Annotated in this window: 20 protein-coding genes; 16 read left to right on the plus strand and 4 right to left on the minus strand. The window is 67.5% G+C overall.

The genetic code is table 11. The annotated features are described in order from the left end of the window. Window positions 1-204 precede the first annotated feature (204 nt). Entirely contained in the window at window positions 205-621 is a 417-nt protein-coding gene (locus tag FOA17_RS08675) for a hypothetical protein (protein ID WP_238991770.1), read from the plus strand. Here the strand turns inward: FOA17_RS08675 and FOA17_RS08680 are convergent. From FOA17_RS08680 to fsa, 3 genes are all read right to left on the minus strand, one after another. Further along, window positions 585-1553 carry a tyrosine recombinase XerC gene (locus FOA17_RS08680; RefSeq protein WP_149141074.1) on the minus strand — a complete coding sequence of 323 codons (969 nt, stop codon included), beginning with the start codon at window positions 1551-1553 and terminating at the stop codon, window positions 585-587. The genes FOA17_RS08675 and FOA17_RS08680 overlap by 37 nt on opposite strands. After that, window positions 1550-2242: a DUF484 family protein gene (locus FOA17_RS08685; RefSeq protein WP_149141075.1), complete on the minus strand. Its 693-nt coding sequence runs from the start codon at window positions 2240-2242 to the stop codon at window positions 1550-1552. Before FOA17_RS08685 ends, FOA17_RS08680 begins: the two co-directional genes overlap by 4 nt. Window positions 2243-2392: 150 nt before the next feature. Further along, a complete protein-coding gene (gene fsa, locus FOA17_RS08690) occupies window positions 2393-3046 on the minus strand; it encodes a fructose-6-phosphate aldolase (RefSeq protein ID WP_149141076.1) in 654 nt (217 codons plus the stop codon). An 80-nt stretch (window positions 3047-3126) separates the two neighbouring features. Here fsa and FOA17_RS08695 point away from each other — a divergent pair, with 80 nt between their 5' ends. From FOA17_RS08695 to FOA17_RS08750, 12 genes are all read left to right on the plus strand, one after another. Then, window positions 3127-5328: a primosomal protein N' gene (locus FOA17_RS08695; protein ID WP_149141077.1), complete on the plus strand. Its 2202-nt coding sequence runs from the start codon at window positions 3127-3129 to the stop codon at window positions 5326-5328. A 141-nt stretch (window positions 5329-5469) separates the two neighbouring features. Next, window positions 5470-6054 carry an ANTAR domain-containing response regulator gene (locus FOA17_RS08700; protein WP_149141078.1) on the plus strand — a complete coding sequence of 195 codons (585 nt, stop codon included), beginning with the start codon at window positions 5470-5472 and terminating at the stop codon, window positions 6052-6054. Further along, window positions 6051-7202: a CmpA/NrtA family ABC transporter substrate-binding protein gene (locus FOA17_RS08705; RefSeq protein WP_149141079.1), complete on the plus strand. Its 1152-nt coding sequence runs from the start codon at window positions 6051-6053 to the stop codon at window positions 7200-7202. Before FOA17_RS08700 ends, FOA17_RS08705 begins: the two co-directional genes overlap by 4 nt. Window positions 7203-7432: 230 nt before the next feature. Then, complete coding sequence (locus tag FOA17_RS08710; RefSeq protein WP_149141080.1) at window positions 7433-8788, plus strand: CmpA/NrtA family ABC transporter substrate-binding protein; 1356 nt, start codon at window positions 7433-7435, stop codon at window positions 8786-8788. 55 nt (window positions 8789-8843) lie between these two features. Then, the gene (locus tag FOA17_RS08715; protein ID WP_149141081.1) at window positions 8844-9947 is read left to right on the plus strand and encodes an ABC transporter permease; all 1104 of its coding nucleotides are present in this window, start codon (window positions 8844-8846) and stop codon (window positions 9945-9947) included. A 6-nt stretch (window positions 9948-9953) separates the two neighbouring features. Further along, window positions 9954-11600, plus strand: coding sequence for an ABC transporter ATP-binding protein (locus FOA17_RS08720; protein WP_149141082.1), 1647 nt, complete (start codon window positions 9954-9956; stop codon window positions 11598-11600). Further along, window positions 11600-14029: a nitrite reductase large subunit NirB gene (gene nirB, locus FOA17_RS08725; RefSeq protein ID WP_149141083.1), complete on the plus strand. Its 2430-nt coding sequence runs from the start codon at window positions 11600-11602 to the stop codon at window positions 14027-14029. The genes FOA17_RS08720 and nirB overlap by 1 nt, the downstream gene beginning before the upstream one ends. Beyond that, window positions 14026-14361 carry a nitrite reductase small subunit NirD gene (gene nirD / locus FOA17_RS08730; RefSeq protein WP_149141084.1) on the plus strand — a complete coding sequence of 112 codons (336 nt, stop codon included), beginning with the start codon at window positions 14026-14028 and terminating at the stop codon, window positions 14359-14361. Before nirB ends, nirD begins: the two co-directional genes overlap by 4 nt. Continuing rightward, the gene (locus FOA17_RS08735; protein WP_149141085.1) at window positions 14358-16985 is read left to right on the plus strand and encodes a nitrate reductase; all 2628 of its coding nucleotides are present in this window, start codon (window positions 14358-14360) and stop codon (window positions 16983-16985) included. Before nirD ends, FOA17_RS08735 begins: the two co-directional genes overlap by 4 nt. 72 nt (window positions 16986-17057) lie before the next feature. Then, window positions 17058-18302: an MFS transporter gene (locus FOA17_RS08740; RefSeq protein ID WP_149141086.1), complete on the plus strand. Its 1245-nt coding sequence runs from the start codon at window positions 17058-17060 to the stop codon at window positions 18300-18302. 290 nt (window positions 18303-18592) lie between these two features. Beyond that, entirely contained in the window at window positions 18593-19465 is an 873-nt protein-coding gene (locus FOA17_RS08745; RefSeq protein ID WP_149141087.1) for a 50S ribosomal protein L11 methyltransferase, read from the plus strand. 82 nt (window positions 19466-19547) lie between these two features. Continuing rightward, the gene (locus FOA17_RS08750) at window positions 19548-19892 is read left to right on the plus strand and encodes a hypothetical protein (RefSeq protein ID WP_149141088.1); all 345 of its coding nucleotides are present in this window, start codon (window positions 19548-19550) and stop codon (window positions 19890-19892) included. A 166-nt stretch (window positions 19893-20058) separates the two neighbouring features. Here the strand turns inward: FOA17_RS08750 and FOA17_RS08755 are convergent, their stop codons facing one another. Then, window positions 20059-20274, minus strand: a complete 216-nt coding sequence (locus tag FOA17_RS08755; RefSeq protein ID WP_149141089.1) for a DUF1127 domain-containing protein — start codon at window positions 20272-20274, stop codon at window positions 20059-20061. A gap of 312 nt (window positions 20275-20586) precedes the next feature. Here FOA17_RS08755 and ruvC point away from each other — a divergent pair, with 312 nt between their 5' ends. Genes ruvC through htpX form a run of 3 tightly spaced genes read left to right on the plus strand, consistent with a single transcriptional unit; the run spans window position 20587 to window position 22716 of the window. Further along, a complete protein-coding gene (gene ruvC / locus FOA17_RS08760) occupies window positions 20587-21105 on the plus strand; it encodes a crossover junction endodeoxyribonuclease RuvC (RefSeq protein ID WP_149141090.1) in 519 nt (172 codons plus the stop codon). Continuing rightward, window positions 21102-21776 carry a Holliday junction branch migration protein RuvA gene (ruvA, locus tag FOA17_RS08765; RefSeq protein ID WP_149141091.1) on the plus strand — a complete coding sequence of 225 codons (675 nt, stop codon included), beginning with the start codon at window positions 21102-21104 and terminating at the stop codon, window positions 21774-21776. The genes ruvC and ruvA overlap by 4 nt, the downstream gene beginning before the upstream one ends. 55 nt (window positions 21777-21831) lie before the next feature. Beyond that, window positions 21832-22716, plus strand: a complete 885-nt coding sequence (htpX, locus tag FOA17_RS08770) for a zinc metalloprotease HtpX (RefSeq protein WP_149141092.1) — start codon at window positions 21832-21834, stop codon at window positions 22714-22716.

Raw genomic sequence — 22716 nt, forward strand, 5'->3', positions numbered from 1 at the left:
CCCCCCGAAAAGCAACCGTCGCGGCGCGCGCGGTCAAAGATTGCCGGCGCGGGGGTGTTGCGGGCAGAATGGCGCATAAAGGGGTGCGATGACACTGACATCCTTTGCCGCGGAGATCTGGCTGGCGGCGGGGCCAGAGCTGGCGACGCTGGGCTTTGCCTATCCGACGCGGATGGTGGTGATCCGGCTGGCTGACGGCGGCTTGTGGCTGTGGTCGCCCGTCGCCCTGACCTGCGTATCGACCGCGATCTGGGCGATGCGCCCGTGCCGGAATGGCGGCGCGACCTCGACCACGTGCAGGTGCCGGGCAATCGCATCACCACCGAGACGGTATTCTTTCATCGCAATAGCGGCACGGCGATCTTTGCCGATCTCTTGCAACAGTTTCCCGCCGGCTGGTTTCGCGGCTGGCGGGCGGTGGTGGCGCGGCTGGATCTGATGGCAACGCCAAGGCCCGAGGTGCCGCGCAAGTTCCGTCTGGCCTTTCGTGACCAGGGCGTGGCCCGCGCGGCGGTGGCGCGCATCCTTGACTGGCCCAGCCAGCGGGTCGTGATGGCGCATGGCACCCCGGTCCTGTGCGAAGGTCAGGCGGAGTTGCGCCGCGCCTTTGCCTGGCTGTGACCCGCGCGGGGATGGCTGGCCTCATAGACTTCCATCAGGCGGGCCGCATCGACGCCGGTATAGGTCTGGGTGGTGGAGAGCGAGGCATGGCCCAGCAATTCCTGGATGCTGCGCAGATCGCCCCCCGCCGCCAGAAGATGCGTGGCAAAGCTGTGGCGCAGCGCATGCGGCGTGGCGGTCGCGGGCAGGCCCAGACGGTTGCGGGTGCGCTCCATCGCGGCGGCGATCAGCCGGGGGTTCAGCGCCCCGCCCCGCGCGCCGCGAAAGAGCGCGCCATTGGCCGGCAGATCGAAGGGACATAGATCGACATAGGCCGCCACGGCCGCGCGCGCGGCAGGCAGGACCGGCACCAGCCGTTCCTTGCCGCCCTTGCCGCGAATGCGCAGCACCGGGGGCAGATCGGCCTCGGCGCCGGTCAGGCCTAGCGCCTCGGAGATCCGCAGGCCACAGCCGTAAAGCAGCGTCACCACCGCGGTATCGCGCGCGGCAATCCAGGGTTGGCGCGCATCGTCGCCGACGCTGTCCAGCACATCCACCGCCCCCTCGACGCTGAGCGGGCGGGGCAGTTTCTTTTGAAAGCGCGGCGCGCGGGCAGACAGGATGGCCGTCGCGTCGCGGCCCTGCCGGTCGGCCAGCCAGGCGGTAAACCCCTTGACCGCCGACAAGGCCCGCGCGACCGATCGCGGGGCCACGCCGCGCCCGCGTTCATGGGCCATCCAGGCGCGCAGGTCCGAGACCGGCACCTCGGTCAGGCCCGCCAGCCCCTCGGTCCCGCCGCGGTGATGGGCCAGAAAGGACAGCCAGCCGCGCAGGTCGGCGGCATAGGCGGTGATCGTCTTGTCGGCGCGCCCGTCCAGCGCGCGCAGATGGGTCAGCCATTCCTCCATCGCCGCCCGCGCGGCCGGAGAAATCGCCAGCCCCGGCGCGCTCATGACAGCCAGCGGCGCATCGTCCGCTCGAACACGCCGGCGAAAAACGCCAGCAGGTCGGTGCCATGGGTGGGCTTGAAGTGATGCGGATCCTCGCAGCCCATGACCAGCAGCCCGGGCAGGCGTCCCTTGCCGAAATCCAGCCGCATCAGCGCCTCGGACCGGATCCAGCCCGCGCTTTCGCCATAGATCATGGTCGAGGCCGGGATGGTCTGGCGCAGCGTTACCGGCCGGAGCGAGACATTGCGCCCGCCCGAGACGTAATCGGCGATGAAGCCGGGCTCTGCCACGAACAGCACATCGCCCAGCCGACGCAGCGCCGCATCCTCGGCCTCCTGCACCGATTCCAGCACCAGGCGGATACTGTCCACCCGCAGGGTCTGCGCCACGTCGCTGGCGAGGCTTTTGAGGAAATCCTCGAAGGACAGCGGATCAAGCATTTGCAGGATCGCGCGATGCACCTGATTGGTGCCGGCCAGGTTTTCATAGGCGGCGGCGATGACGGTGCGATGGGTATCTTCCAGCCGCTCCAGCCGGTTTTCCAGCCGCTCCATCGCGATGCCGCGCAGATCGACGACGTTCGACCCCATGGCGCGGTCATTGGCCGCGATCAGCGCGCGCATCAGGTCGCGGTCTTCCAGAATGGTTTCCGGCTTTTCCAGAATCCGGTCGCGGAGGTCCGGTTCGATCATCGTCACTGCCCGTTTATTGGATTTGCGCAACTCTAGCAAAAGCGCGGCCGGCTTGTCCCGCGAAAATGTCGCAAAACGGATGCCGCGGCATGAAATGGCCGCCATTCGGGGTGCGGATGGCGGCCCGGCAATCGTCGCCTCAGCGGCGGATCAGAGGATCTTTTGCCCGGTCTTGGCCCAGTCCTTCACGAACTGATCCAGCCCCTTGTCGGTCAGCACATGGCTGGCCAGCCCCTTGATGACGGCGGGCGGCGCGGTCATCACATCGGCGCCGATCAGCGCGCATTGCGTGACGTGATTGGCCGTGCGGATCGAGGCGGCAAGGATCTGGGTTTCAAAGCCGTAATTGTCATAGACCTGACGGATGTCCGAGATCAGTTCCAGCCCGTCAAGGTTGATGTCATCCAGCCGGCCGATGAAGGGCGAGATGAAGGTCGCGCCCGCCTTGGCGGCGACCAGCGCCTGATTGACGCTGAAACACAGGGTCACGTTCACCATCTTGCCTTCGCCCGACAGCACCTTGCAGGCTTTCAGCCCGTCCCAGGTCAGCGGCACCTTCACGGTGATGTTCGGCGCGATCTCGGCCAGCTTGCGGCCTTCGGCGATCATCTCGTCAGCGGTCAGCGACACGACCTCGGCCGAGACGGGGCCGGAAACGATGGAGCAGATTTCCTTCGTCACTTCCATGATGTCGCGGCCAGACTTCAGGATGATCGAAGGGTTGGTGGTGACGCCGTCAACCATGCCAAGGTCGTTGAGTTCGGCAATGGCGGCCACGTCGGCGGAATCGACGAAGAATTTCATCGGGGATGTCCTCTCGGGGTTGCGGGCGCTCTCGCCGCCGTATTAGCCCATGACAAGGGCCGGGAAAAGGAAGGAATGCCGTGGAGCGCGTGTTTGCCGAGGGGGATCGGGTCGGTGTCATGCTGACCGAGACGCTGGGGCGTGCGCTGTCGGGCTGTCTGGATTATCGCGCGCCCGAGGGGGGCTGCGGCACCGGCGATTTCGTGGAGGTGCCGCTGGGCCCGCGCCGGATGCTGGGTGTGGTCTGGGGGCCGGGGGATGGCACGTTTGACGCGGCAAAGCTGCGATCCGTCGCCCGGGTGCTGGAGGCGCGGCCGATGCGGGCAGAGCTGCGCGCCTTTCTGACCCGCGCCGCCGAATACACGCTGACCCCCCTGCCCGCCATGCTGCGGCTTGCCACCCGCGCCCCCGGTCTGGGCGAGGCGCCGGGCATGCGGCGGCTCTATCGGCTGGGCGGCCCGGTGCCCAACAAGCTGACCGAGGCGCGCCATCGCGTGATCGAGGCGCTGCGCGGCTTTGGCGGCGCGGGCCTGACGCTGGGCGAACTGTGCGAGGCGGCAGGCTGTTCGTCATCGGTGGTCAAGGGGCTGGTCGGCGCGGGCGTGCTGATCGAGGCCGAGGCCCCGCGCGACCTGCCCTTTCCCGATCTGGCGCCGCAGGGGGGCGTCGCCTTGCAGGGCGACCAGATCGCCGCCGCCGATGCGCTGGTCGCCGCCGTGGCGCAGGGGGGCTATGGCACGACGCTGCTGAAGGGCGTGACCGGATCGGGCAAGACCGAGGTTTACCTGGAGGCGGTGGCCGAATGCCTGCGGCAGGGGCGGCAGGCGCTTGTGCTCTTGCCGGAAATTGCGCTTACGGCCGAATTCCTGACCCGGGTCGAGGCACGTTTCGGCGCGCGTCCCGCCGAATGGCACTCCGGCGTGACCCAGACCGAACGCCGCCGGGTGTGGAAGATGGTGTCGGAAGGTCAGGCGCAGATGGTGGTCGGCGCGCGGTCGGCGCTGTTCCTGCCGTTCCAGCAGCTTGGGCTGATCGTGGTCGATGAGGAACACGATACCTCTTACAAACAGGACGAGGGCGTGCATTACAACGCCCGCGACATGGCGGTGCTGCGCGCCTCGATCTGCGGGGCGCAGGTGGTGCTGGCCTCGGCCACGCCCAGTCTGGAAAGCTGGGTGAATGCCGATCAGGGCAAATATCTGCGGCTGGATCTGGGGGCGCGTTTCGGCACGGCCGAATTGCCCGAGATGCGGGCGATCGACATGCGCAATGAACGCCTGCCGGCGAACCGCTGGATCTCTGACGCGCTGGCGCAGGCGGTGACGGCGCGGCGGGCGGCGGGGGAACAGTCTCTGCTGTTCCTGAACCGGCGGGGCTATGCGCCGGTCACGCTGTGCCGCGCCTGCGGGCAGCAGGTGGGCTGCGATCATTGCGACGCGCGCATGGTGGAACACCGTTTCCTCAAGCGGCTGGTCTGCCATCAATGCGGCGCCACGAAACCCGTGCCCGAGGCCTGCCCCTCTTGCGGGGTGGAGGGGCGGATGGCCGCCGTCGGCCCGGGGGTGGAGCGGCTGGCCGAGGAAGTGGCCGAACGCTTTCCCGAGGCGAAGCTCGCGATCCTGTCCTCGGATCTGTTCGGCTCGGCCCGCGCGCTGAAGGACAAGATCGAGGAAATCGCACGCGGCGAGGCCGAGATCGTGATCGGCACGCAGATCGTGGCCAAGGGGCACAACTTTCCGCTGCTGACGCTGGTCGGCGTGATCGACGCCGATCTGGGCTTGCAGGGGTCAGATCTGCGCGCGGCGGAACGCACGTTTCAACTGATGCGGCAGGTGGCGGGGCGCGCGGGGCGGTCGGGCGACCGGCGGGGGCTGGCGCTGTTGCAGACCCACCAGCCCGAACATCCGGTGATCCGGGCCATTCTGGGCGGCGACGAGGAGGCATTCTGGCGCGCCGAGGCGGCCGAGCGGCGCGCGGCCGGCGTGCCGCCCTATGGGCGCATGGCGGGGATCGTGCTGTCGGGCAGCGACGTGGCCAAGGTCTTTGACTTTGGCGCCGAACTGGCGCGGCGCGACGGGCCGCTGCGGCGGATCGGGGCGCAGCTTTTCGGCCCCGCCCCGGCGCCGATTGCCCGGGTGCGCGGGCGCCATCGGGTGCGGCTGTTGATCAAGGCCGAAAAGACCGCGCCGATCCAGGCCGCCATCGCCGACTGGCTGGCGCAACTGAAGCCGCCGGGCGATCTGCGCGTGGCGGTCGATATCGACCCGCAAAGCTTTTACTGACTTCGCGACCTGCCTGAATTTCGGGCGGATTTCGCGCCCATGCCCATTTGGCGGGCAACATGAAACATGGATGCCGCATCGCGGCATCGCCCCCTTGTCCGACGCCCCACCTTGCCGCACCGCGAGGGGGACGGAGGCGCCATGAGCGAGTCACTGACCATCATCGTTGTCGAACCCGACCGCGCCCGCGCGCTGGAAATCGTCGATGCGCTGCGCGAGGCCGGCAATCACCGGGTGCATGTGCTGGGCGATGGCGCCAGCCTTGCCCGGCGCGTGACCGAACTGCGCCCCGATCTGGTGCTGATCGACATCACCAGCCCCTCGCGCGACATGCTGGAGGAACTGGCGCTGGCCTCTGGCCCGACCGAACGCCCGGTCGCCATGTTCGTCGATCGCACCGATGCCGGCCTGACCCGCGCCGCGATCGAGGCGGGCGTGTCGGCCTATGTGGTGAACGGTCTGGCCGCCGACCGCATCCGCCCGGTGCTGGATGCCGCCATTGCCCGCTTTCACCTGTTCAGCCGGATGCGCAGCGAACTGGCCGCGACCCGTGCCGCGCTGGAGGAACGCAAGGTGATCGACCGCGCCAAGGGTTTCATCATGCGCGCCAAGGGCATCGGCGAGGAAGAGGCCTATGCGCTGATGCGCCGCGCCGCGATGGATCAGGGCAAGCGTCTGCCCGAGGTGGCGCAGGCCATCGTCATGGCGGCGGAGGTGCTGAAATGACCCGCGCCCTGCCCGTCGGATATATCCCGCTGGTCGATGCCGCGCCGCTGATCGTGGCCGCCGAGTTCGGCTTTGCCGAGGAGGAGGGGCTGGTGCTGGAACTGCGCCGCGCGGCCTCGTGGTCGATGCTGCGCGACATGCTGGATTTCGGGCAGGTGGCGGCGGCGCAGATGCTGTCGGTGGTGCCGGTGGCGCGGGCGCTGTCGCTGGGCGGCGGCGCGCAGCCGCTGGAGGCGCTGATGGTCATGGCGCTGAACGGCCAGATCTTCGGGCTGGGCCCGCATCTGCCCGCCCTGCCCTTCGGCGATCCGCTGGCCGCCGGACAGGCGCTGGCCGCGCTGAACCGGCCGCTGCGCATCGGCGTGCCCTTTCCCTTCTCGATGCAGGCGGAATTGCTGGCCTATTGGCTGGAACGCGCGGCCCCGCGCGCCGAGGTGCAGATCCGCACCGTGCCGCCCCCGCGCATGGCCGAGGCGCTGCGGGCCGGCGAGGTCGATGGCTTTTGCGTGGGCGAACCCTGGGGCAGCCAGGCGGTCGAACAGGCCGGCGCGCGGCTGGTCTGGCCGGGATCGGCGATCTGGTGCCAGGCCCCGGAAAAGGTGCTGGCCACCCGCGCCGGCTGGGCCGAGGCGGAACCCGAGCGCGCGGGCCGACTGATCCGCGCCCTGTGGCGGGCGACCCGCTGGATGGCCGACCCCGCCAACCGCGTCACCCTGTCGGCGGTGCTGGCGCGGCGCGATCATCTGGATGTCGGGGCCGAGCTGATCGACCGCGCGCTGTCGCATCGGCTGCTGATCGCGCCCACCGGGCCGGAAATCGTCGTGCCGCAATTCCAGACCTTTCACCACGGCCTTGCGAATTTTCCGTGGCGCAGCCAGGCGGGCTGGATCGGGGCGCGGCTGGCGGGGCGGTTCGGCCTGCCGCTGCCCGCCGCGCTGGAAACCGCCCGGGCCACCTTCCGGTCGGATCTCTATCGCAGCCATATCGCGCCGCTGGGCGTGTCGCTGCCCCGCGCCTCTGACAAGGCCGAGGGCGCGCTGGCCCGGGATGAATCGCTGCCCGGCACCCATGGGCCGCTGACGCTGGCGCGCAATCAGTTCTTCGACGGACGGATTTTCGACCCCGCCCCGGCGATTTCGCCCAAATAAGCGGCATTTCTCTGCATCGCGGCACGGATTTCGCTGCAACGCAACAAGGGGTTTGACGCCCACCGAATCCGGGCGCAACCTGATCTTCAAGACGGAGCAAGGACGTTCCGTTTCCTCCCGAATGATCGGGATGACAGGCAAGGCCGCCTGACCCGCCTCCCCCCCACCTCCTCCCTGGGGCCGGCGCGTGTCACGCGGCCTTTTTGCATTTTTTCCATACGGAGCCAGAGATGACCAGAACCGCCCTCCTTCTGTCTGCCGCCCTGCTTGCCCATCCTGCCTTTGCCGCGACCGACGGCATCGAAAAGGATCAGCTTACCCTCGGCTTCATCAAGCTGACCGACATGGCCCCCCTCGCCATCGCCAAGGAAAAGGGGTTTTTCGAGGATGAGGGCCTGTTCGTGACGCTGGAGGCGCAGTCGAACTGGAAGGTGCTGCTGGACCGTGTGATCGCGGGCGAACTGGACGGGGCGCATATGCTGGCCGGGCAGCCGCTGGCGGCGACGATCGGCTATGGCACCAAGGGCGCCATCGTCACGCCCTTTTCGATGGATCTGAACGGCAATGCGATCACCGTATCAAATGCGGTCTGGGAGGAGATGAAGCCCAATATCCCCGTCGGCGCCGATGGCAAGCCCGCGCATCCCATCTCGGCCGCGGCGCTGAAGCCTGTGGTCGAGGCCTTTGCCGACCGGGGCGAGGCGTTCAATCTGGGCATGGTCTTTCCCGTCTCGACCCATAATTACGAACTGCGCTACTGGCTGGCAGCGGGCGGCATCAACCCCGGCTATTACAGCCCCGAAGACGTGTCCGGCCAGATCGGCGGCGATGTGCTGATCTCGGTCACGCCGCCGCCGCAGATGCCCGCCACGCTGGAGGCCGGCACCATCGTCGGTTACGCCGTGGGCGAGCCGTGGAACCAGGCGGCGGTGCAAAAGGGCATCGGCGTGCCGGTCATCACCGATCACGAGATCTGGTCCTATAACCCCGAAAAGGTGTTCGGCGTCACCGCCGAATTCGCCGAACAGAACCCGCAGACCATGCTGGCGCTGACCAAGGCGCTGATCCGCGCGGCGATCTGGCTGGACGAAAACGACAATGCCAACCGCCCCGAGGCGGTGGAGATCCTGAGCCGCCCCGATTATGTCGGCGCCGATGCGGCGGTCATCGCCAATTCCATGACCGGCACCTTTGAATTCGAACCCGGCGACAAGCGCCCGGCGCCCGATTTCAACGTGTTCTTCCGCCATAACGCGACCTTCCCCTACTACTCGGACGCGGTCTGGTATCTGACGCAGATGCGCCGCTGGGGCCAGATCGCCGAGGACAAGCCCGACAGCTGGTATGACGCGACCGCGAAATCGGTCTATCGCCCCGATCTCTACAAGGTTGCCGCCGAGGCGCTGATCGCCGAAGGGCTGGCCAAGCCCGAGATGTTCGATTTCGACGCCGACGGCTATCGCGCGCCGACCTCGGATTTCATCGACGGCATCGCCTATGACGGCCTGACCCCCAATGCCTATATCGACAGCCTTCCGATCGGGCTGAAGACCGGACAAACGGCCGCCGATGGCGCCGTGAACTGAGCCAGGCCGCCCTGCCCGGCGCGGGCAGGGCCTTCCCCGCGAACAGGACCCGATCATGACCGCCATCGACACGCATCCCCCCGCCCAGACCGCCGCCCAGACCGCCGACGCCGCGCGCGAGGCCGCCCGCGCCCGCCGCCTGACCCGCATCAACCGCATGGATGTCTGGCTGCGCGCGCTTGGCCTGCCCTTCGTCACGCCGATCCTGCGCATCCTGGCCGGCGATCATGCCCGCCCGCAACTGCGCGAGATCTGGCGGCTGGCGGGGGTGCCGCTGCTGGCGATCCTGGCCTTCCTCACGCTGTGGGGCACTTTCGCGCCGATGGTGCAAACCTCGCTCGGGGCCATTCCCGGCCCGGCGCAGGTCTGGGAACAGGCCCTGGGCCTGAACGAGGCCGCCCGCGCCGAAAAGGTGAAAGAGGCAGAGTTCTACAGCAAGCAGGACGAACGCAACGCCGCCCTGATCGCCGAGGGCAAGGCCGATCAGGTCAAGACCCGCATCTATACCGGCAAGCCCACCTTCTATGAGCAGATCTGGACCTCGATCCAGACGGTGTTCTTCGGCTTTCTGATCGGCACGCTGATCGCGGTGCCGCTGGGCATCGTGTCGGGCCTGTCGCCCACGGCCAATGCGGCGATCAACCCGCTGGTGCAGGTGTTCAAGCCGGTCTCGCCGCTGGCCTGGCTGCCCATCGTGACCATGGTCGTGTCGGCGGTCTATGTGGGGGGCGAAGGGGCGCTGCCGAAATCCTTTGTGATCTCGGCCATCACCGTCACGCTCTGTTCGCTCTGGCCGACGCTGATCAATACCGCGCTTGGCGTCGCCTCGATCGACCGCGATCTGGTCTCGGTCAGCCGGGTGCTGAAACTGTCGCCCTGGAAAAAGATCACCCGGCTGGTGCTGCCCTCGGCGCTGCCGCTGATCTTTACCGGGCTGCGCCTGTCTCTGGGCGTGGGCTGGATGGTGCTGATCGCCGCCGAAATGCTGGCGCAGAACCCCGGGCTTGGCAAATTCGTCTGGGACGAATTCCAGAACGGTTCCTCCGACAGCCTGGCGCGGATCATGGTCGCGGTCTTTACCATCGGCATCATCGGCTTTCTGCTCGACCGGGTGATGTTCGCGCTGCAATCCGCCTTCACCTTCTCCAGCAATCGGTGACGCGCCATGGCCATTCTTGAATTGCGCAACGTCTCCAAGGGTTATGGCGAAACGCCGGTGCTGCGGGGCATGGATCTGACGGTGGAGGAAGGCGAGTTTCTGGCCATCCTCGGCTTTTCGGGATCGGGAAAGACCACGCTGATGAAGCTGATGGCCGGGCTGGAACTGCCCGACCGTGGCGAGGTGCTGTTCCGCGGCCAGCCCGTCACCGGGCCGGGGCCGGAGCGGGGGCTGGTGTTCCAGTCCTATGCGCTGATGCCCTGGCTGACCGTGGCCGGCAATATCGCGCTGGCGGTCGAGGCGGTCCACAAGGGCAGCAAGGCCGAACGCGATGCGCTGGTCGCGAAATATATCGGGCTGGTGGGCCTCGGCCATGCCGCCGACCGCCGCCCGTCGGAACTGTCGGGCGGGATGCGGCAGCGGGTGGCGGTGGCGCGGGCGCTGGCGCTGGCGCCCGACATGCTCCTGATGGACGAGCCGCTTTCGGCCCTGGACGCGCTGACCCGCGCCAATGTCGCCGCCGAGATCGAGGCGATCTGGGAGGCCGACCGCCGCACCGCCGTTCTGATCACCAATGATGTGGACGAGGCGCTGCTGCTGGCCGACCGCATCGCCTGTCTGAACCCCGACGGCACGCTGGGCGAGGTGTTCACCGTCGATCTGCCGCGCCCGCGCGACCGGCAGGCGATGAATGACAGCCCCCGGTTCAAGGCGCTGCGCGCCGCCGTCACCGCCTATCTGATGGATGTGGGCATGGCGGCGAAGGTCGCCGACAGCCGGCGCCTGCCCGATGTCACGCCGCGCCACGCCCTGCCCGGCGCCTATGCCAAGGCCGCCGCCGGCAGCCAGATCGACGACCGCTATCTGCACTATTCGCAGCTGCACAAGATCTATGCTACGCCGAAAGGCCCGCTGACCGTGGTCGAGGATTTCAACCTGACCCTGAAGAAGGGCGAATTCGTCAGCCTGATCGGCCATTCCGGTTGCGGCAAATCGACGGTGCTGACCATGACCGCCGGGCTGAACGCCATCAGCAAGGGGGCGATCAAGCTGGACGGCTATCACGTCGAGGGCGCCGACCCGGAACGCGCCGTGGTGTTCCAGTCGCCCAACCTGTTTCCCTGGCTGACCGCCAAGGAGAACGTGGCGATCGGGGTGGACAAGGTCTATCCCCGCGCCAGCCAGGCCGAAAAGCAGGAGGTGGTGGAATACTACCTTGAGCGCGTGGGCCTGGCCGATGCGATGGACCGGCCCGCCTCGGACATGTCGAACGGCATGCGCCAGCGCGTCGGCATCGCCCGGGCCTTTGCGCTGTCGCCCAAGCTGCTGCTGCTGGATGAACCCTTCGGGATGCTCGACAGCCTGACCCGCTGGGAATTGCAGGAAGTGCTGATGGAGGTGTGGTCGCGCACCCAGGTCACCGCCGTCTGCGTCACGCATGACGTGGACGAGGCGATCCTGCTGGCCGACCGGGTGGTCATGATGACCAATGGCCCCCGCGCCACCATCGGCCGCATCTGCGAGGTCAACCTGCCCCGCCCGCGCAGCCGCAAGGCGCTGCTCGATCACCCCGATTATTACCACTATCGCCAGCAGGTTCTGGATTTCCTTGAGGAATACGAACATGGCGCGCAAAAGAAGGATGCAGCGTGATGGCCGAAAAGCTTGTCATCATCGGGGCCGGCATGGCCTCGGGGCGGATGCTGGAACATCTGCTGGAAGCCGCGCCCGGGCAGTTCGACGTGACACTGTTCAACGGCGAGCCGCGCGGCAATTACAACCGGCTGATGCTGTCGCCGGTGCTGTCGGGCGAAAAGACCTATGAACAGATCGTCACCCATGACGATGCCTGGTATGCGGCAAACGGCGTGACCTGCCGCTTTGGCGAGGCCGTGGTGCGGATCGACCGCGACCGCAAGGTCGTGGTGTCGAAAGGCGGCGAGACGGCTTATGACAAGCTGGTCATCGCCACCGGATCGGCGCCCTTCATCATTCCGGTCGCGGGCAAGGAACTGCCCGGCGTCGTCACCTATCGCGATCTGGAAGATACCAATGCGATGATCGCCGCCGCCCGGCCCGGCGCCTCGGCCGTGGTGATCGGCGGCGGGCTGCTGGGGCTGGAGGCCGCCGCCGGTATGGCTGCCCGCGGCGCCAGCGTCACCGTCATTCACCTGATGGGGCATCTGATGGAGCGCCAGCTCGATCCGGCGGCGGGCTATCTGCTGCAAAAGGATCTGGAACGGCGCGGCATCACCGTGCATTGCAAGGGCGCGACCAAGGCCATTCTGGGCACCGACCGGGCCGAGGCGGTGCTGCTGGAAGACGGCACCGTCTATCCCGCCGATCTGGTCTGCATGGCCGTGGGCATCCGCCCCGAAACCCGGCTGGCCAATGACGCGCATCTGGAGGTCGGGCGCGGCGTCGTGGTGGATGACCAGATGATGACCTCGGATCCGTCGATCTTTGCGCTTGGCGAATGCGTGGAACATGACCGCCAGTTGTTCGGCCTTGTCGCGCCGCTTTACGATCAGGCCAAGGTGCTGGCCCGCGCGCTGATCGGCGAGGCTGCGGCCTTCCGCCCGGTGCAGACCGCGACCAAGCTGAAGGTGACGGGCGTCGATCTGTTCAGCGCCGGCGATTTCGCCGAGGGTCCGGGCCGCGAGGATATCGTGTTCCGCGATCCCGGGCGCGGCATCTACAAGCGCCTGATCCTGGAGGGCGACCGCCTGCTGGGGGCCGTGATGTATGGCGATACCGCCGACGGGTCGTATTTCTTTGACCTGATCAAGCAGGGCAAGGACGTGTCGGATCTGCGCGAGACGCTGATCTTTGGCCCGGCCTTCGCGGGAGGGTCCAAGGCGGACCCTCTGGCGGCCGTTGCAGCCTTGCCGCCTGAGGCGGAGATCTGCGGTTGCAACGGCGTCTGCAAGGGAAAGATCGTTCAGGCCATCGAAGGCGGCGCGACCTCGCTGGATGCGATCCGCGCCACCACCAAGGCATCGGCATCCTGCGGCACCTGCACGGGGCTGGTGGAACAGGTGCTGCAACTGACGCTGGGCGCCGATTTCGTGCTGCCCACGGTGCAGACCCTGTGCAAATGCACCGATCACACGCATGAGGACGTGCGGCGGCTGATCAAGTCGATGGGTCTGAAATCCATTCCGGCGGTGATGCAGGAACTGGGCTGGAAGACGGTGGGGGGCTGTGCCTCGTGCCGGCCGGCGCTGAACTATTACCTGCTGGCCGACTGGCCGCTGGACTATCAAGATGACCGCCAGTCGCGTTTCGTCAACGAACGTAACCACGCCAATATCCAGAAGGATGGCAGCTATACGGTGGTGCCGCGCATGTGGGGCGGCCTGACCACCCCGGACGAATTGCGCGCCATTGCCGACGCGGCCGAGAAATACGCCGTGCCGATGGTCAAGGTGACGGGCGGCCAGCGGATCGACCTCGTGGGCGTCCGCAAGGAGGATCTGCCGGCGATCTGGTCGGATCTGAACGCCGCCGGCATGGTGTCGGGCCACGCCTATTCCAAGGGGCTGCGCACGGTAAAGACCTGTATCGGGTCGCAATTCTGCCGCTTCGGCACGCAGGACAGCACCGGGTTGGGGGTCAAGCTGGAAAAGCTGCTCTGGGGGTCGTGGACGCCGGCCAAGGTCAAGCTGGGCGTCTCGGGCTGTCCGCGCAACTGCGCCGAGGCCACCTGCAAGGATATCGGCGTGATCTGCGTGGACAGCGGCTATCAGATCAGCGTCGCCGGCGCGGCGGGGCTGGAGGTCAAGGAGACCGAGCTTCTGATGACCGTCGCCACCGAGGAGGAGGCGATGGAGGTGATCGCCGCCTTCACCCAGCTTTATCGCGAAAACGCGCGCTATCTGCACCGGATCTACAAATGGGTGGCCAAGGTCGGGCTGGACTGGTGCAAGGACCAGATGGCCGACCCGGACACCAGACGCGCGCTTTATGACCGCTTCATGATCAGCCAGTCGGTCTATCAGAAAGACCCCTGGGCCGAACATGCCGCCACACCCGCCGAATGGGCACCGATCGCCGATCTCACGCTGAGGGCCGCAGAATGACCGATTTCATCGACATCGCCGCATTGGACGACATTCCCCGCCAGGGCGCGCGGGTGGTCAAGACGCCGCTGGGCTGCATCGCCATCTTCCGCACCGCCGATGATCAGGTCTTTGCGCTGGAGGATCGTTGCCCCCACAAGGGCGGCCCGCTCTCCGAAGGCATCGTGCATGGCAGCCAGGTGACCTGTCCGCTGCATGGCTGGGTCTTCGACATGGCGACCGGGCTGGCACAGGGCGCCGACGAAGGTGCGGTGCGCAGCTTTGCCGCCCGGACCGAGGGCGGGCGGGTGCTGCTGGACGCCGCCTTCATGGCGCGCAGGTCGGCGGCATGACGGCGGGGGTGCGCACCACCTGCCCCTATTGCGGCGTGGGCTGCGGGGTGCGGGTCGCGCCCGCCCCCGGGGGCGGCTTCGCGGTCAGGGGCGATGCCGATCACCCGGCCAATCAGGGGCGGCTCTGTTCCAAGGGCACCGCGCTGGCGGAAACCCTGTCGGATGCCGGGCGGCTGCTCGCCCCGCGCATCCACGGGCAAGACGCGGATTGGGACAGCGCGCTAAACCTGATCGCGCGCCGCTTTGCCGAAACCATCGCCACGCATGGCCCGGATTCCGTCGCGCTCTATGTCTCGGGCCAGTTGCTGACCGAAGATTACTATGTCGCGAACAAGCTGATGAAGGGCTATATCGGCAGCGGCAATATCGACACGAATTCAAGGCTTTGCATGGCGTCTTCCGTCGCAGGCCACCGACGCGCCTTTGGCACCGACACCGTGCCGGGCCTTTATGACGATCTGGAAAGCGCCGATCTGGTGGTGCTGACAGGGGCCAACCTCGCCTGGTGCCACCCGGTGCTGTATCAGCGCCTGGTCGCGGCGAAACAGGCCCGACCGGGGCTGAAGATCGTGGTCATCGACCCGCGCCGCACCGCCACGGCCGATATCGCCGACCTGCATCTGCCCCTTGCGCCGGGCTCGGATGCCGCCCTGTTCAACGCGCTGCTGGCCGAGATCGACCGCCGCGGCGCCACCGATCGGGCCTATCTCGCCCATATCGCCGGGTATGAGGCCGCCCTTGCCGCCGCACGGGCCACCGACCCCGCCATGACCGGCCTTGCCCCCGCTGACCTCGCGCGGTTCTGTGACCTGTGGATCGGCACCGAACGGGTTGTCACCGTCTATTCGCAGGGCATCAACCAGTCGGCCACCGGCACCGACAAGGTGAACGCCATCCTGAACTGCCACCTCGCCACGGGCCGCATCGGGCGCCCCGGCATGGGGCCGTTCAGCGTGACCGGCCAGCCCAATGCCATGGGCGGGCGCGAAGTGGGGGGGCTGGCCAATATGCTCGCCTGCCATCTGGAGATCGAGAACCCCGCGCATCGCGCCGCCGTGCAGGGCTTCTGGGCCAGCCCGCGCATGGCCGACCGCCCGGGCCTCAAGGCCGTAGACATGTTCCGCGCGGTCGAGGAAGGGCGGATCAAGGCGCTGTGGATCATCCACACCAACCCCGCCGTTTCCATGCCCGAGGCCGACCGCGTGGCCCGCGCCATCGCCGGCTGCGATTTCACCGTGGTCTCCGACATCACGGCGGCGACCGATACCGCGCGGCTGGCGCAGGTCTTGCTGCCCGCCGCCGCCTGGGGCGAGAAATCGGGCACCGTCACCAATTCCGAACGCCGCATCAGCCGCCAGCGCCCGTTCCGCCCGGCCCCGGCTGCGGCGCGGCCGGATTGGTGGGCGCTGGCCGAGGTGGCGCGCCGCATGGGCTTTAGCGGGTTCGACTGGGACGGGCCGGCGGCGATCTTTGCCGAATATGCCGCGCTGTCGGGCGTGGCGGGCGAGATGGGCAGCGATTTCGACATCTCGGACCATGCCGCTATCGACGCTGCCACCTATGACCGGCTGGAGCCGTTCCTCTGGCCCGCCAATGCGCGTCAAAACGGCGGGCGCTTCTTCGGCAATGGCCGGTTTCATACGCCCGACGGGCGCGGGCGCATGCTGCCGATCACACCGCAGGCGCCGCAACCGCTCAGCCCCGACTGGCCGTTCCGGCTGAATACCGGGCGGGTGCGCGACCAGTGGCACAGCATGACACGCACCGGCCTCGCACCCCGCCTCGGGCATCATCTGGGCGAACCCTATCTGGAGATTCACCCCCGCGACGCCGCGACGCTGGGCCTTGCCCCCGCCACCCTGGCCGAGGTGACCAGCCCCTCGGGGCGCGCGCTGATGCGGGTTCTGGTGTCGGATCGGGTGGCGCCGGGCCACCCCTTCGCCCCGATCCACTGGACCGGCGAAACCGCGCCTTCGGGCCGGATCGACGCGCTGGTGCCCGGGCGCACCGATCCGGTCTCGGGCCAGCCCGACAGCAAATCCGCCACCGTGGCCATCCGGCCCTTTGCGGCGGGCTGGTATGGCTATGCCGTCTCTGCCGCGCCCATGCGCCCCGATTGCGCCTATTGGGCGCAGGCGCCGCTGGCCCAGGGCCACCGGGCCGAACTGGCCGGTGCGGCGCCGCCGCCCGACTGGGCCGACTGGGCGCGCGCGTTGTTCGCCCTGCCCGCAGAGGCCTCTGCGCTGATCTACGAAGACCGGGCGCGCGGCCAGATGCGGCTGGCCTTCACCATGGGCGGCAAGGTCGTCGCGGCCCTGTTCGTGGCGCCGGAGCCCGTCGCCCTGTCGCGCAGCCACCTAGCCGAGCTGCTGGGCGAACACCCCGCCGCCGCCACGCTGGCCGGCCGCCCCGGCGCCGACCGGCCCGACCCCGGCCCGGTCGTCTGCGCCTGTTTCAGCGTGGGGGCGAACACCATCCTGCACGCGATCACCGAGGGCGGCTGCCTGACGGTCGAGGCCATCGGGGCGGCGCTTCAGGCCGGCACCAATTGCGGATCGTGCAAGCCCGATCTGGCGCGGCTGCTGGCACAGGCCCGCCCGCCCCGGCAACACGCGGCGGAATAGGACGAAGGGCGGAATTGTGGCGGGCACAATTCCGCCCCTCGCCCCCCGGGCCGGAGCGGCCTAGAAAGGTGCATGAACCGGATTCTGCCCCTTTCCGAGGCGCATCGCCTGCCGCGCTGGCGCCAGCCCGTGACGCTTCTGTTCCTCATGGCCGTGGCGATGCCCCTGGCCTTTGCCACCTGGTCGGCGCTGCTGAACAATTTCGTCATCGAAAAGGCCGGCTTCACCGGGGTCGAGATCGGCTGGCTGCATACGGTGCGCGAGATCCCGGGCCTGCTGGCCGTGGGGGTGCTGCTGTTCCTGCTGGTGCTGCGCGAACAGGTCATGGCGGGGCTGATGCTGGTCGTGCTGGGCAGCGCCACCGCCGTCACCGCCTGGTTTCCCAGCTTTGGCGGGCTGCTGATGGTGACGCTGATCTCGTCCATCGGGTTTCACTATTACGAAAGCTGCAACCAGTCGCTGCAACTGCAATGGCTGACCAAGGCCGAGGCGCCCAAGGTGCTGGGCAAGCTGGTCGCGGCCGGCTCCACCGCCTCGCTGGTGGCCTATGGGCTGATCGTGCTGTGCTGGAAGACCTTTGATCTGAGCTATGATTTCGTCTTTCTCACCTCGGGCGGGTTGTGTGTGCTGATCGCGCTTTATGTGCTGATCGCCTTTCCCCGCTTCGAGGCCGAACACAAGCAGCGCAAGTCGATCGTGCTGCGGCGGCGCTACTGGCTCTATTACCTGTTCGAGATGTTGAACGGTGCCCGGCGGCAGATCTTTGTGGTCTTCGCCGCCTTCATGATGGTCGAACGCTATCATTACGGCGTGGAATCGGTGACCGCGCTGATGCTGATCACCTTTGTCGCCAACATGATCACCGCCCCCTCGATCGGCCGCTTCGTCGCGCGGTTCGGCGAACAGAAGGCGATGCTGATCGAATTCTCGGGCCTGTTCGCGGTGTTTGTCGGCTATGGCTGCCTGTATTGGTATGACCTGCCCGGCTGGATGGCGGCGGGGCTCTATGTGGCGAACAACATCTTTTTCGCCATCAGCTTTTCGCACAAGACCTATTTCCAGAAGATCGCCGATCCCTCGGACATGGCGACCTCGGCGGCGCTGTCCTTCACCATCAACCATATCGCGGCGGTGTTCCTGCCGGCGGGGCTGGGTTATATCTGGGCGACCGCGCCGGATTACGTCTTCATCCTCGCGGCCGGCATCGCGCTGGCACAGATCCTGCTGGCGCTTCTGGTGCCCCGCAACCCGAGCGCCGGCAACGAAACCCGCCTGCGCGAGATGCGCGGGCCGGGCTACGCCCCCGCCCCCGTCTGACCTGCCGCAAGGCGGCGCGCCCCGACCGCGCGCGGCTGTCCCTCGCGCGCCCGCGCCGCCGCCCGGCCCTGCGCCGGTGGCCCCGGACGCCCTTGCCCGGCGGGCGCGCCCAATGGAAAGGTTGTCTGAGTATTTGGGCAAGAAGCAAAGGCAGATGCGGTTTGGCTGCGGCTGTGTTTGCTTCTTGTCGAAATACTCCGGGGGACCGGGGGCTGGCCCCCGGCGTCGCCGCTTGACCCCCGCTGCGTGGGGGGCTATCGCGGGTCCAAGCCGAGCCCGAGGAGCCCGCCATGACCACCTATTCCGCGCTGACCACCCTGATGGGCGAAGACGCCGCCGAGGCCCTGGGCGAGGCGTTGGAAAAGCTTGATCCCGCGCCGGTGGGCGTCGGCGTCTTCGAGATCGAGGATGATTCCGGTCTGTGGGAGGTTGGCGCCTATTTCGTCGAGCCGCCCAATGAGGTGATGCTGGAGGTGCTGGCCCTGGCCTTCGAGGCGCGGCCTTTCGCGGTGTCGGAACTGCCCGATATCGACTGGGTCGCCCATGTGCGGCGCGAGTTGGCCCCGGTGGAGGCCGGGCGGTTCTTTGTCTATGGCAGCCATGATGCCGACAAGGTGCCCGCCGACAAGGTTGCCTTGCAGATCGAGGCGACGGTTGCCTTTGGCACCGGCCATCACGGCACGACGCTGGGCTGTCTGCGGGCCTTCGACCGGCTGTTCGAGGCCGGGCTGCGGCCGGCGCGGGTGGCCGATATCGGGTGCGGCACCGCGGTTCTGGCGCTGGCCGCCGCCGCTGTCCTGCCGGAGGCGCGGATCCTTGCCTCGGATATCGACCGGGTGGCGGTGGATGTGGCCGAGGCGAATGTGGCGATCAACGGCCTTGCGGGCCGGGTGGAATGTCTGGAGGCCGCGGGCTTTGCGCATCCGCTGCTGGCCGAGGCCGCGCCCTATGACCTGATCTTTGCCAATATCCTGAAAGGTCCGCTGATCGAGCTGGCTCCCGCCATGGCGGCCCATGCGGCGCCGGGGGGGTTGGTCATCCTGTCGGGCTTGCTGGTCGTCCAGGCCGAGGCGGTGATCGCGGCCTATGAGGCGGTCGCATTTTCGCTGCAATCGCGGGAAGATTTAGGCGAGTGGTCTGCATTGGTCCTGAAAAAAGCCTGAAAATGGGCCGATTGCCCTAGTTCTGCCACAATCGGGCCGCATAACGGTCTTATGGTGGGGGCCGTATCGAGGAGTTACAGGTATGGCCGAACAGGATTTTAATGAGTTCTACGCACGGGTCGCGCGCATCGAGAAGGCGCGCGCCATGGGATACGGGTTCGAGGCCGAGGGCACGCTCGGGCGCTCGCACTATCATCGCCCCACGAGACGCCGCCCGCGCATTCTGGCCCCGCTTCTCTTTGCCACGCTGTCGTTCTTTTGCCTGAAGGGTGCGCTGCACCATCAGATCGGGCATGATACCTATGTGCAGCGGCTGGAACTGATGCAGGCCTCGGAAAGTGGGATGGAGCGGGTGGCCGCGGCACTGATGCAGGCTGACGGGCTGACCATGCGCATTTCCGACCAGATCGAATCCGCGCTGCACTGAAGCCTGGCTGACCCGACGGGATCGGCGTCCTTGCGGGGGCGCCGCCCTGCGCTTGCCCTGCGCCACAGAGAAACCGAAAAGGCCGCCACCCGTCAGGGTGCGGCCTTTGGCGTTTGCGGCATTGGTTACCGGGGATGTTCCCCCGGCCTTGCCTCTGCGCGGTCGATCAGATCGAATCCCGGGCGCCGATCGTGTCAATGTCGCCGCGGCACAGGCCGATATCGTCCAGTTCGCGGTCCGACAGCTTTTCCAGCGCGGCGCGGGTCACGCGCGCATCGTTCCATTCGACGACGGCGCCGAACAGGCTGCCGACAAACTGGATGAAGCGGTAGGTGGTGATGGCGCCAAAGGGCGCCGTACGGGTCGTCTCATAAGCGGCCATGGCGGTTGTCCTTGTTCAAAAACTGCTCAGTCGGAAGGCATCCTTGCCTTCGAGGCGGTAAATAGTCGGGCATCAGGCAAACAACAACTGACGGCTCCGCATGACGCAGTTGCAGAAAGTGCATGGCTCAGCACCCGAATTTCGCCGTTTTTATTGGGGTTTGCGACATGCTGCACCGCGGCGCGTCGGTTTTGTGGGGCGATCCGTCGCTTTCCGGTGCCGCCTGCCGATGCGCGCCCGCGCGGCAATTTCACCTTGGCCGATGTTCGCGCTTTGTGCTAGATTCGCGAAAAGACCAGAAACGGGGCAGATATGCGGGTTATGGGCATTGATCCGGGGTTGCGCAACCTTGGATGGGGCATCATCGACGTGAAAGGCGCGCGGTTGACCCATGTCGCGAACGGCATCTGCCATTCGGCCCCCGGCACGGCCGAGGGCGATCTGGCGCTGCGGCTATGCAGCTTGCATGCCCAGTTGACCGAGGTCTTGCGCCAGTATCGCCCCGACAGTGCGGCGGTGGAACATACTTTCGTCAACAAGGACGCTGTCGCCACGCTGAAGCTGGGTCAGGCGCGGGGTATCGCGCTGCTGGTGCCGGCGCAATTCGGGCTGACGGTGGGGGAATATGCCCCCAATGCGGTGAAAAAGACGGTGGTGGGTGTGGGCCATGCCGCCAAGCAGCAGATCGACCATATGGTGCGGCTGCATCTGCCGGGCGTCGTGATCGCCGGGCCGGATGCGGCGGACGCGCTGGCGGTGGCGATCTGCCATGCGCATCACTGTCAATCCGGCGGCCGGCTTGAGGCTGCCTTGCGGAGGGCGGCGGGATGATCGGCAAGATCTCGGGGCGGCTGGACTGGCGCGGCGCGGATAATGTGCTGATCGACGTGCGCGGCGTGGGCTATATCGTGCATGTCAGCGACCGCACGCTGGCCGCCCTGCCCGGCATCGGCGAGGCCTGCGCGCTTTATACCGAACTGGTGGTGCGCGAGGATCTGCTGCAACTGATCGGCTTTCCCACCATGCTGGAAAAGGAATGGCATCGCCTGCTGACCACGGTGCAGGGCGTGGGCGCCAAGGCGGCGCTGTCGATCCTGGGCGCGCTCGGCGCCGAGGGGACGGCGCGGGCGATCACGCTGGGCGATGCGCGGGCCATTCAGGCGGCGCCGGGGATCGGGCCGAAAATCGCGCAGCGCGTGGTGCTGGAGCTGAAATCCAAGGCCCCCGCCATCATGGCGCAGGGTGCGGCGCTGCATGCCGAACCCGTGCTGGATGCGGTCATCGAACCCGCCGCCCCCACGCGCCCTGGCCGCAAGGCGGCCGCGCCCCCCGTGGTCGCGCGCGCGGCTTATAGTGCCGATGCGCTGTCGGCGCTGCTCAACCTGGGTTATGGTCAGGCCGATGCGGCGCAGGCCGTGGCGCAGGTTTCGGGCGAACAGCCCGAGGCCGATACCGCCGCCCTGATCCGTCACGCGCTGAAGCTGCTGATGCCACGCAACTGACCGCCCCCTTGTCGCGCCGGGCCCTGCTGCCAATATTCACCGCAGGAGGTGCCCGATGACCGGATATTTCAAGACAGCCCTGCTGATGGCGGCGATGACCGCGCTGTTCATGGCGGCGGGGGCGCTGATCGGCGGGACAACCGGGGCGGTGATCGCGCTGGTCATCGCGGGGGCGATGAACCTGATGACCTGGTGGGGCAGCGACAAGGCCGTGCTGTCGATGACCGGCGCACGGCTGGTGACGGCGCAGACCGCGCCCGAATTCGTGTATCTGGTCAATGATCTGGCCGACCGCGCCGGCATGCCGCGCCCGGCAATCTATGTGATCGACAGCGATCAGCCCAATGCCTTTGCCGCCGGCCGCGACCCGCAGAATGCCGCCGTGGCGGCCTCGACCGGGTTGTTGCAGCGCCTGACCCGCGACGAGATCGCCGGGGTCATGGCGCATGAGCTGGCCCATATCCGCAATCGTGACACGTTGATCATGACGATCACCGCCACCATGGCCGGCGCCATCGGCATGCTGGGCAATTTCGCCTTTTTCTTTGGCGGCAACCGCGACCGCGAGGGCGGCTTTCTGGGCGCGCTGCTGGTGATGATCTTTGCGCCGCTGGCCGCCGCCATCGTGCAAATGGCCATTTCGCGGTCGCGCGAATATGAGGCCGACCGGGGCGGGGCCGAAATCAGCGGCGCGCCGCTGGCGCTGGCCTCGGCGCTGCGCAAGATCGACCATTACGCGCGCGGCATCGACAACCGGCAGGCCGAGGCGAACCCCGCGCTTGCGCATATGTTCATCATCAATCCGCTGCATGGGCAGGCCCGCGACGCGCTGTTTTCCACCCATCCGAACACCGAGAACCGCATTGCCGCGCTGGTCGCCATGGCCGAGGCCGGCGGCGGGCAGAGCCGCGCGACCTCCATCCCGCGCGTGCGGCGCTGA

Source organism: Gemmobacter caeruleus (genome assembly GCF_008271655.1).
GTDB lineage: Bacteria > Pseudomonadota > Alphaproteobacteria > Rhodobacterales > Rhodobacteraceae > Gemmobacter > Gemmobacter caeruleus.

What these genes read in the sequence shown, in the direction of transcription:
- FOA17_RS08680 (WP_149141074.1), bottom strand. Translation starts at nt 1,553, where the DNA reads ATGAGCGCGCCGGGGCTGGCGATTTCTCCGGCCGCGCGGGCGGCGATG.
- FOA17_RS08685 (WP_149141075.1), bottom strand. Translation starts at nt 2,242, where the DNA reads ATGATCGAACCGGACCTCCGCGACCGGATTCTGGAAAAGCCGGAAACC.
- fsa (WP_149141076.1), bottom strand. Translation starts at nt 3,046, where the DNA reads ATGAAATTCTTCGTCGATTCCGCCGACGTGGCCGCCATTGCCGAACTC.
- FOA17_RS08700 (WP_149141078.1), top strand. Translation starts at nt 5,470, where the DNA reads ATGAGCGAGTCACTGACCATCATCGTTGTCGAACCCGACCGCGCCCGC.
- FOA17_RS08705 (WP_149141079.1), top strand. Translation starts at nt 6,051, where the DNA reads ATGACCCGCGCCCTGCCCGTCGGATATATCCCGCTGGTCGATGCCGCG.
- FOA17_RS08710 (WP_149141080.1), top strand. Translation starts at nt 7,433, where the DNA reads ATGACCAGAACCGCCCTCCTTCTGTCTGCCGCCCTGCTTGCCCATCCT.
- FOA17_RS08715 (WP_149141081.1), top strand. Translation starts at nt 8,844, where the DNA reads ATGACCGCCATCGACACGCATCCCCCCGCCCAGACCGCCGCCCAGACC.
- FOA17_RS08720 (WP_149141082.1), top strand. Translation starts at nt 9,954, where the DNA reads ATGGCCATTCTTGAATTGCGCAACGTCTCCAAGGGTTATGGCGAAACG.
- nirB (WP_149141083.1), top strand. Translation starts at nt 11,600, where the DNA reads ATGGCCGAAAAGCTTGTCATCATCGGGGCCGGCATGGCCTCGGGGCGG.
- nirD (WP_149141084.1), top strand. Translation starts at nt 14,026, where the DNA reads ATGACCGATTTCATCGACATCGCCGCATTGGACGACATTCCCCGCCAG.
- FOA17_RS08735 (WP_149141085.1), top strand. Translation starts at nt 14,358, where the DNA reads ATGACGGCGGGGGTGCGCACCACCTGCCCCTATTGCGGCGTGGGCTGC.
- FOA17_RS08740 (WP_149141086.1), top strand. Translation starts at nt 17,058, where the DNA reads ATGAACCGGATTCTGCCCCTTTCCGAGGCGCATCGCCTGCCGCGCTGG.
- FOA17_RS08745 (WP_149141087.1), top strand. Translation starts at nt 18,593, where the DNA reads ATGACCACCTATTCCGCGCTGACCACCCTGATGGGCGAAGACGCCGCC.
- FOA17_RS08750 (WP_149141088.1), top strand. Translation starts at nt 19,548, where the DNA reads ATGGCCGAACAGGATTTTAATGAGTTCTACGCACGGGTCGCGCGCATC.
- FOA17_RS08755 (WP_149141089.1), bottom strand. Translation starts at nt 20,274, where the DNA reads ATGGCCGCTTATGAGACGACCCGTACGGCGCCCTTTGGCGCCATCACC.
- ruvC (WP_149141090.1), top strand. Translation starts at nt 20,587, where the DNA reads ATGCGGGTTATGGGCATTGATCCGGGGTTGCGCAACCTTGGATGGGGC.
- ruvA (WP_149141091.1), top strand. Translation starts at nt 21,102, where the DNA reads ATGATCGGCAAGATCTCGGGGCGGCTGGACTGGCGCGGCGCGGATAAT.
- htpX (WP_149141092.1), top strand. Translation starts at nt 21,832, where the DNA reads ATGACCGGATATTTCAAGACAGCCCTGCTGATGGCGGCGATGACCGCG.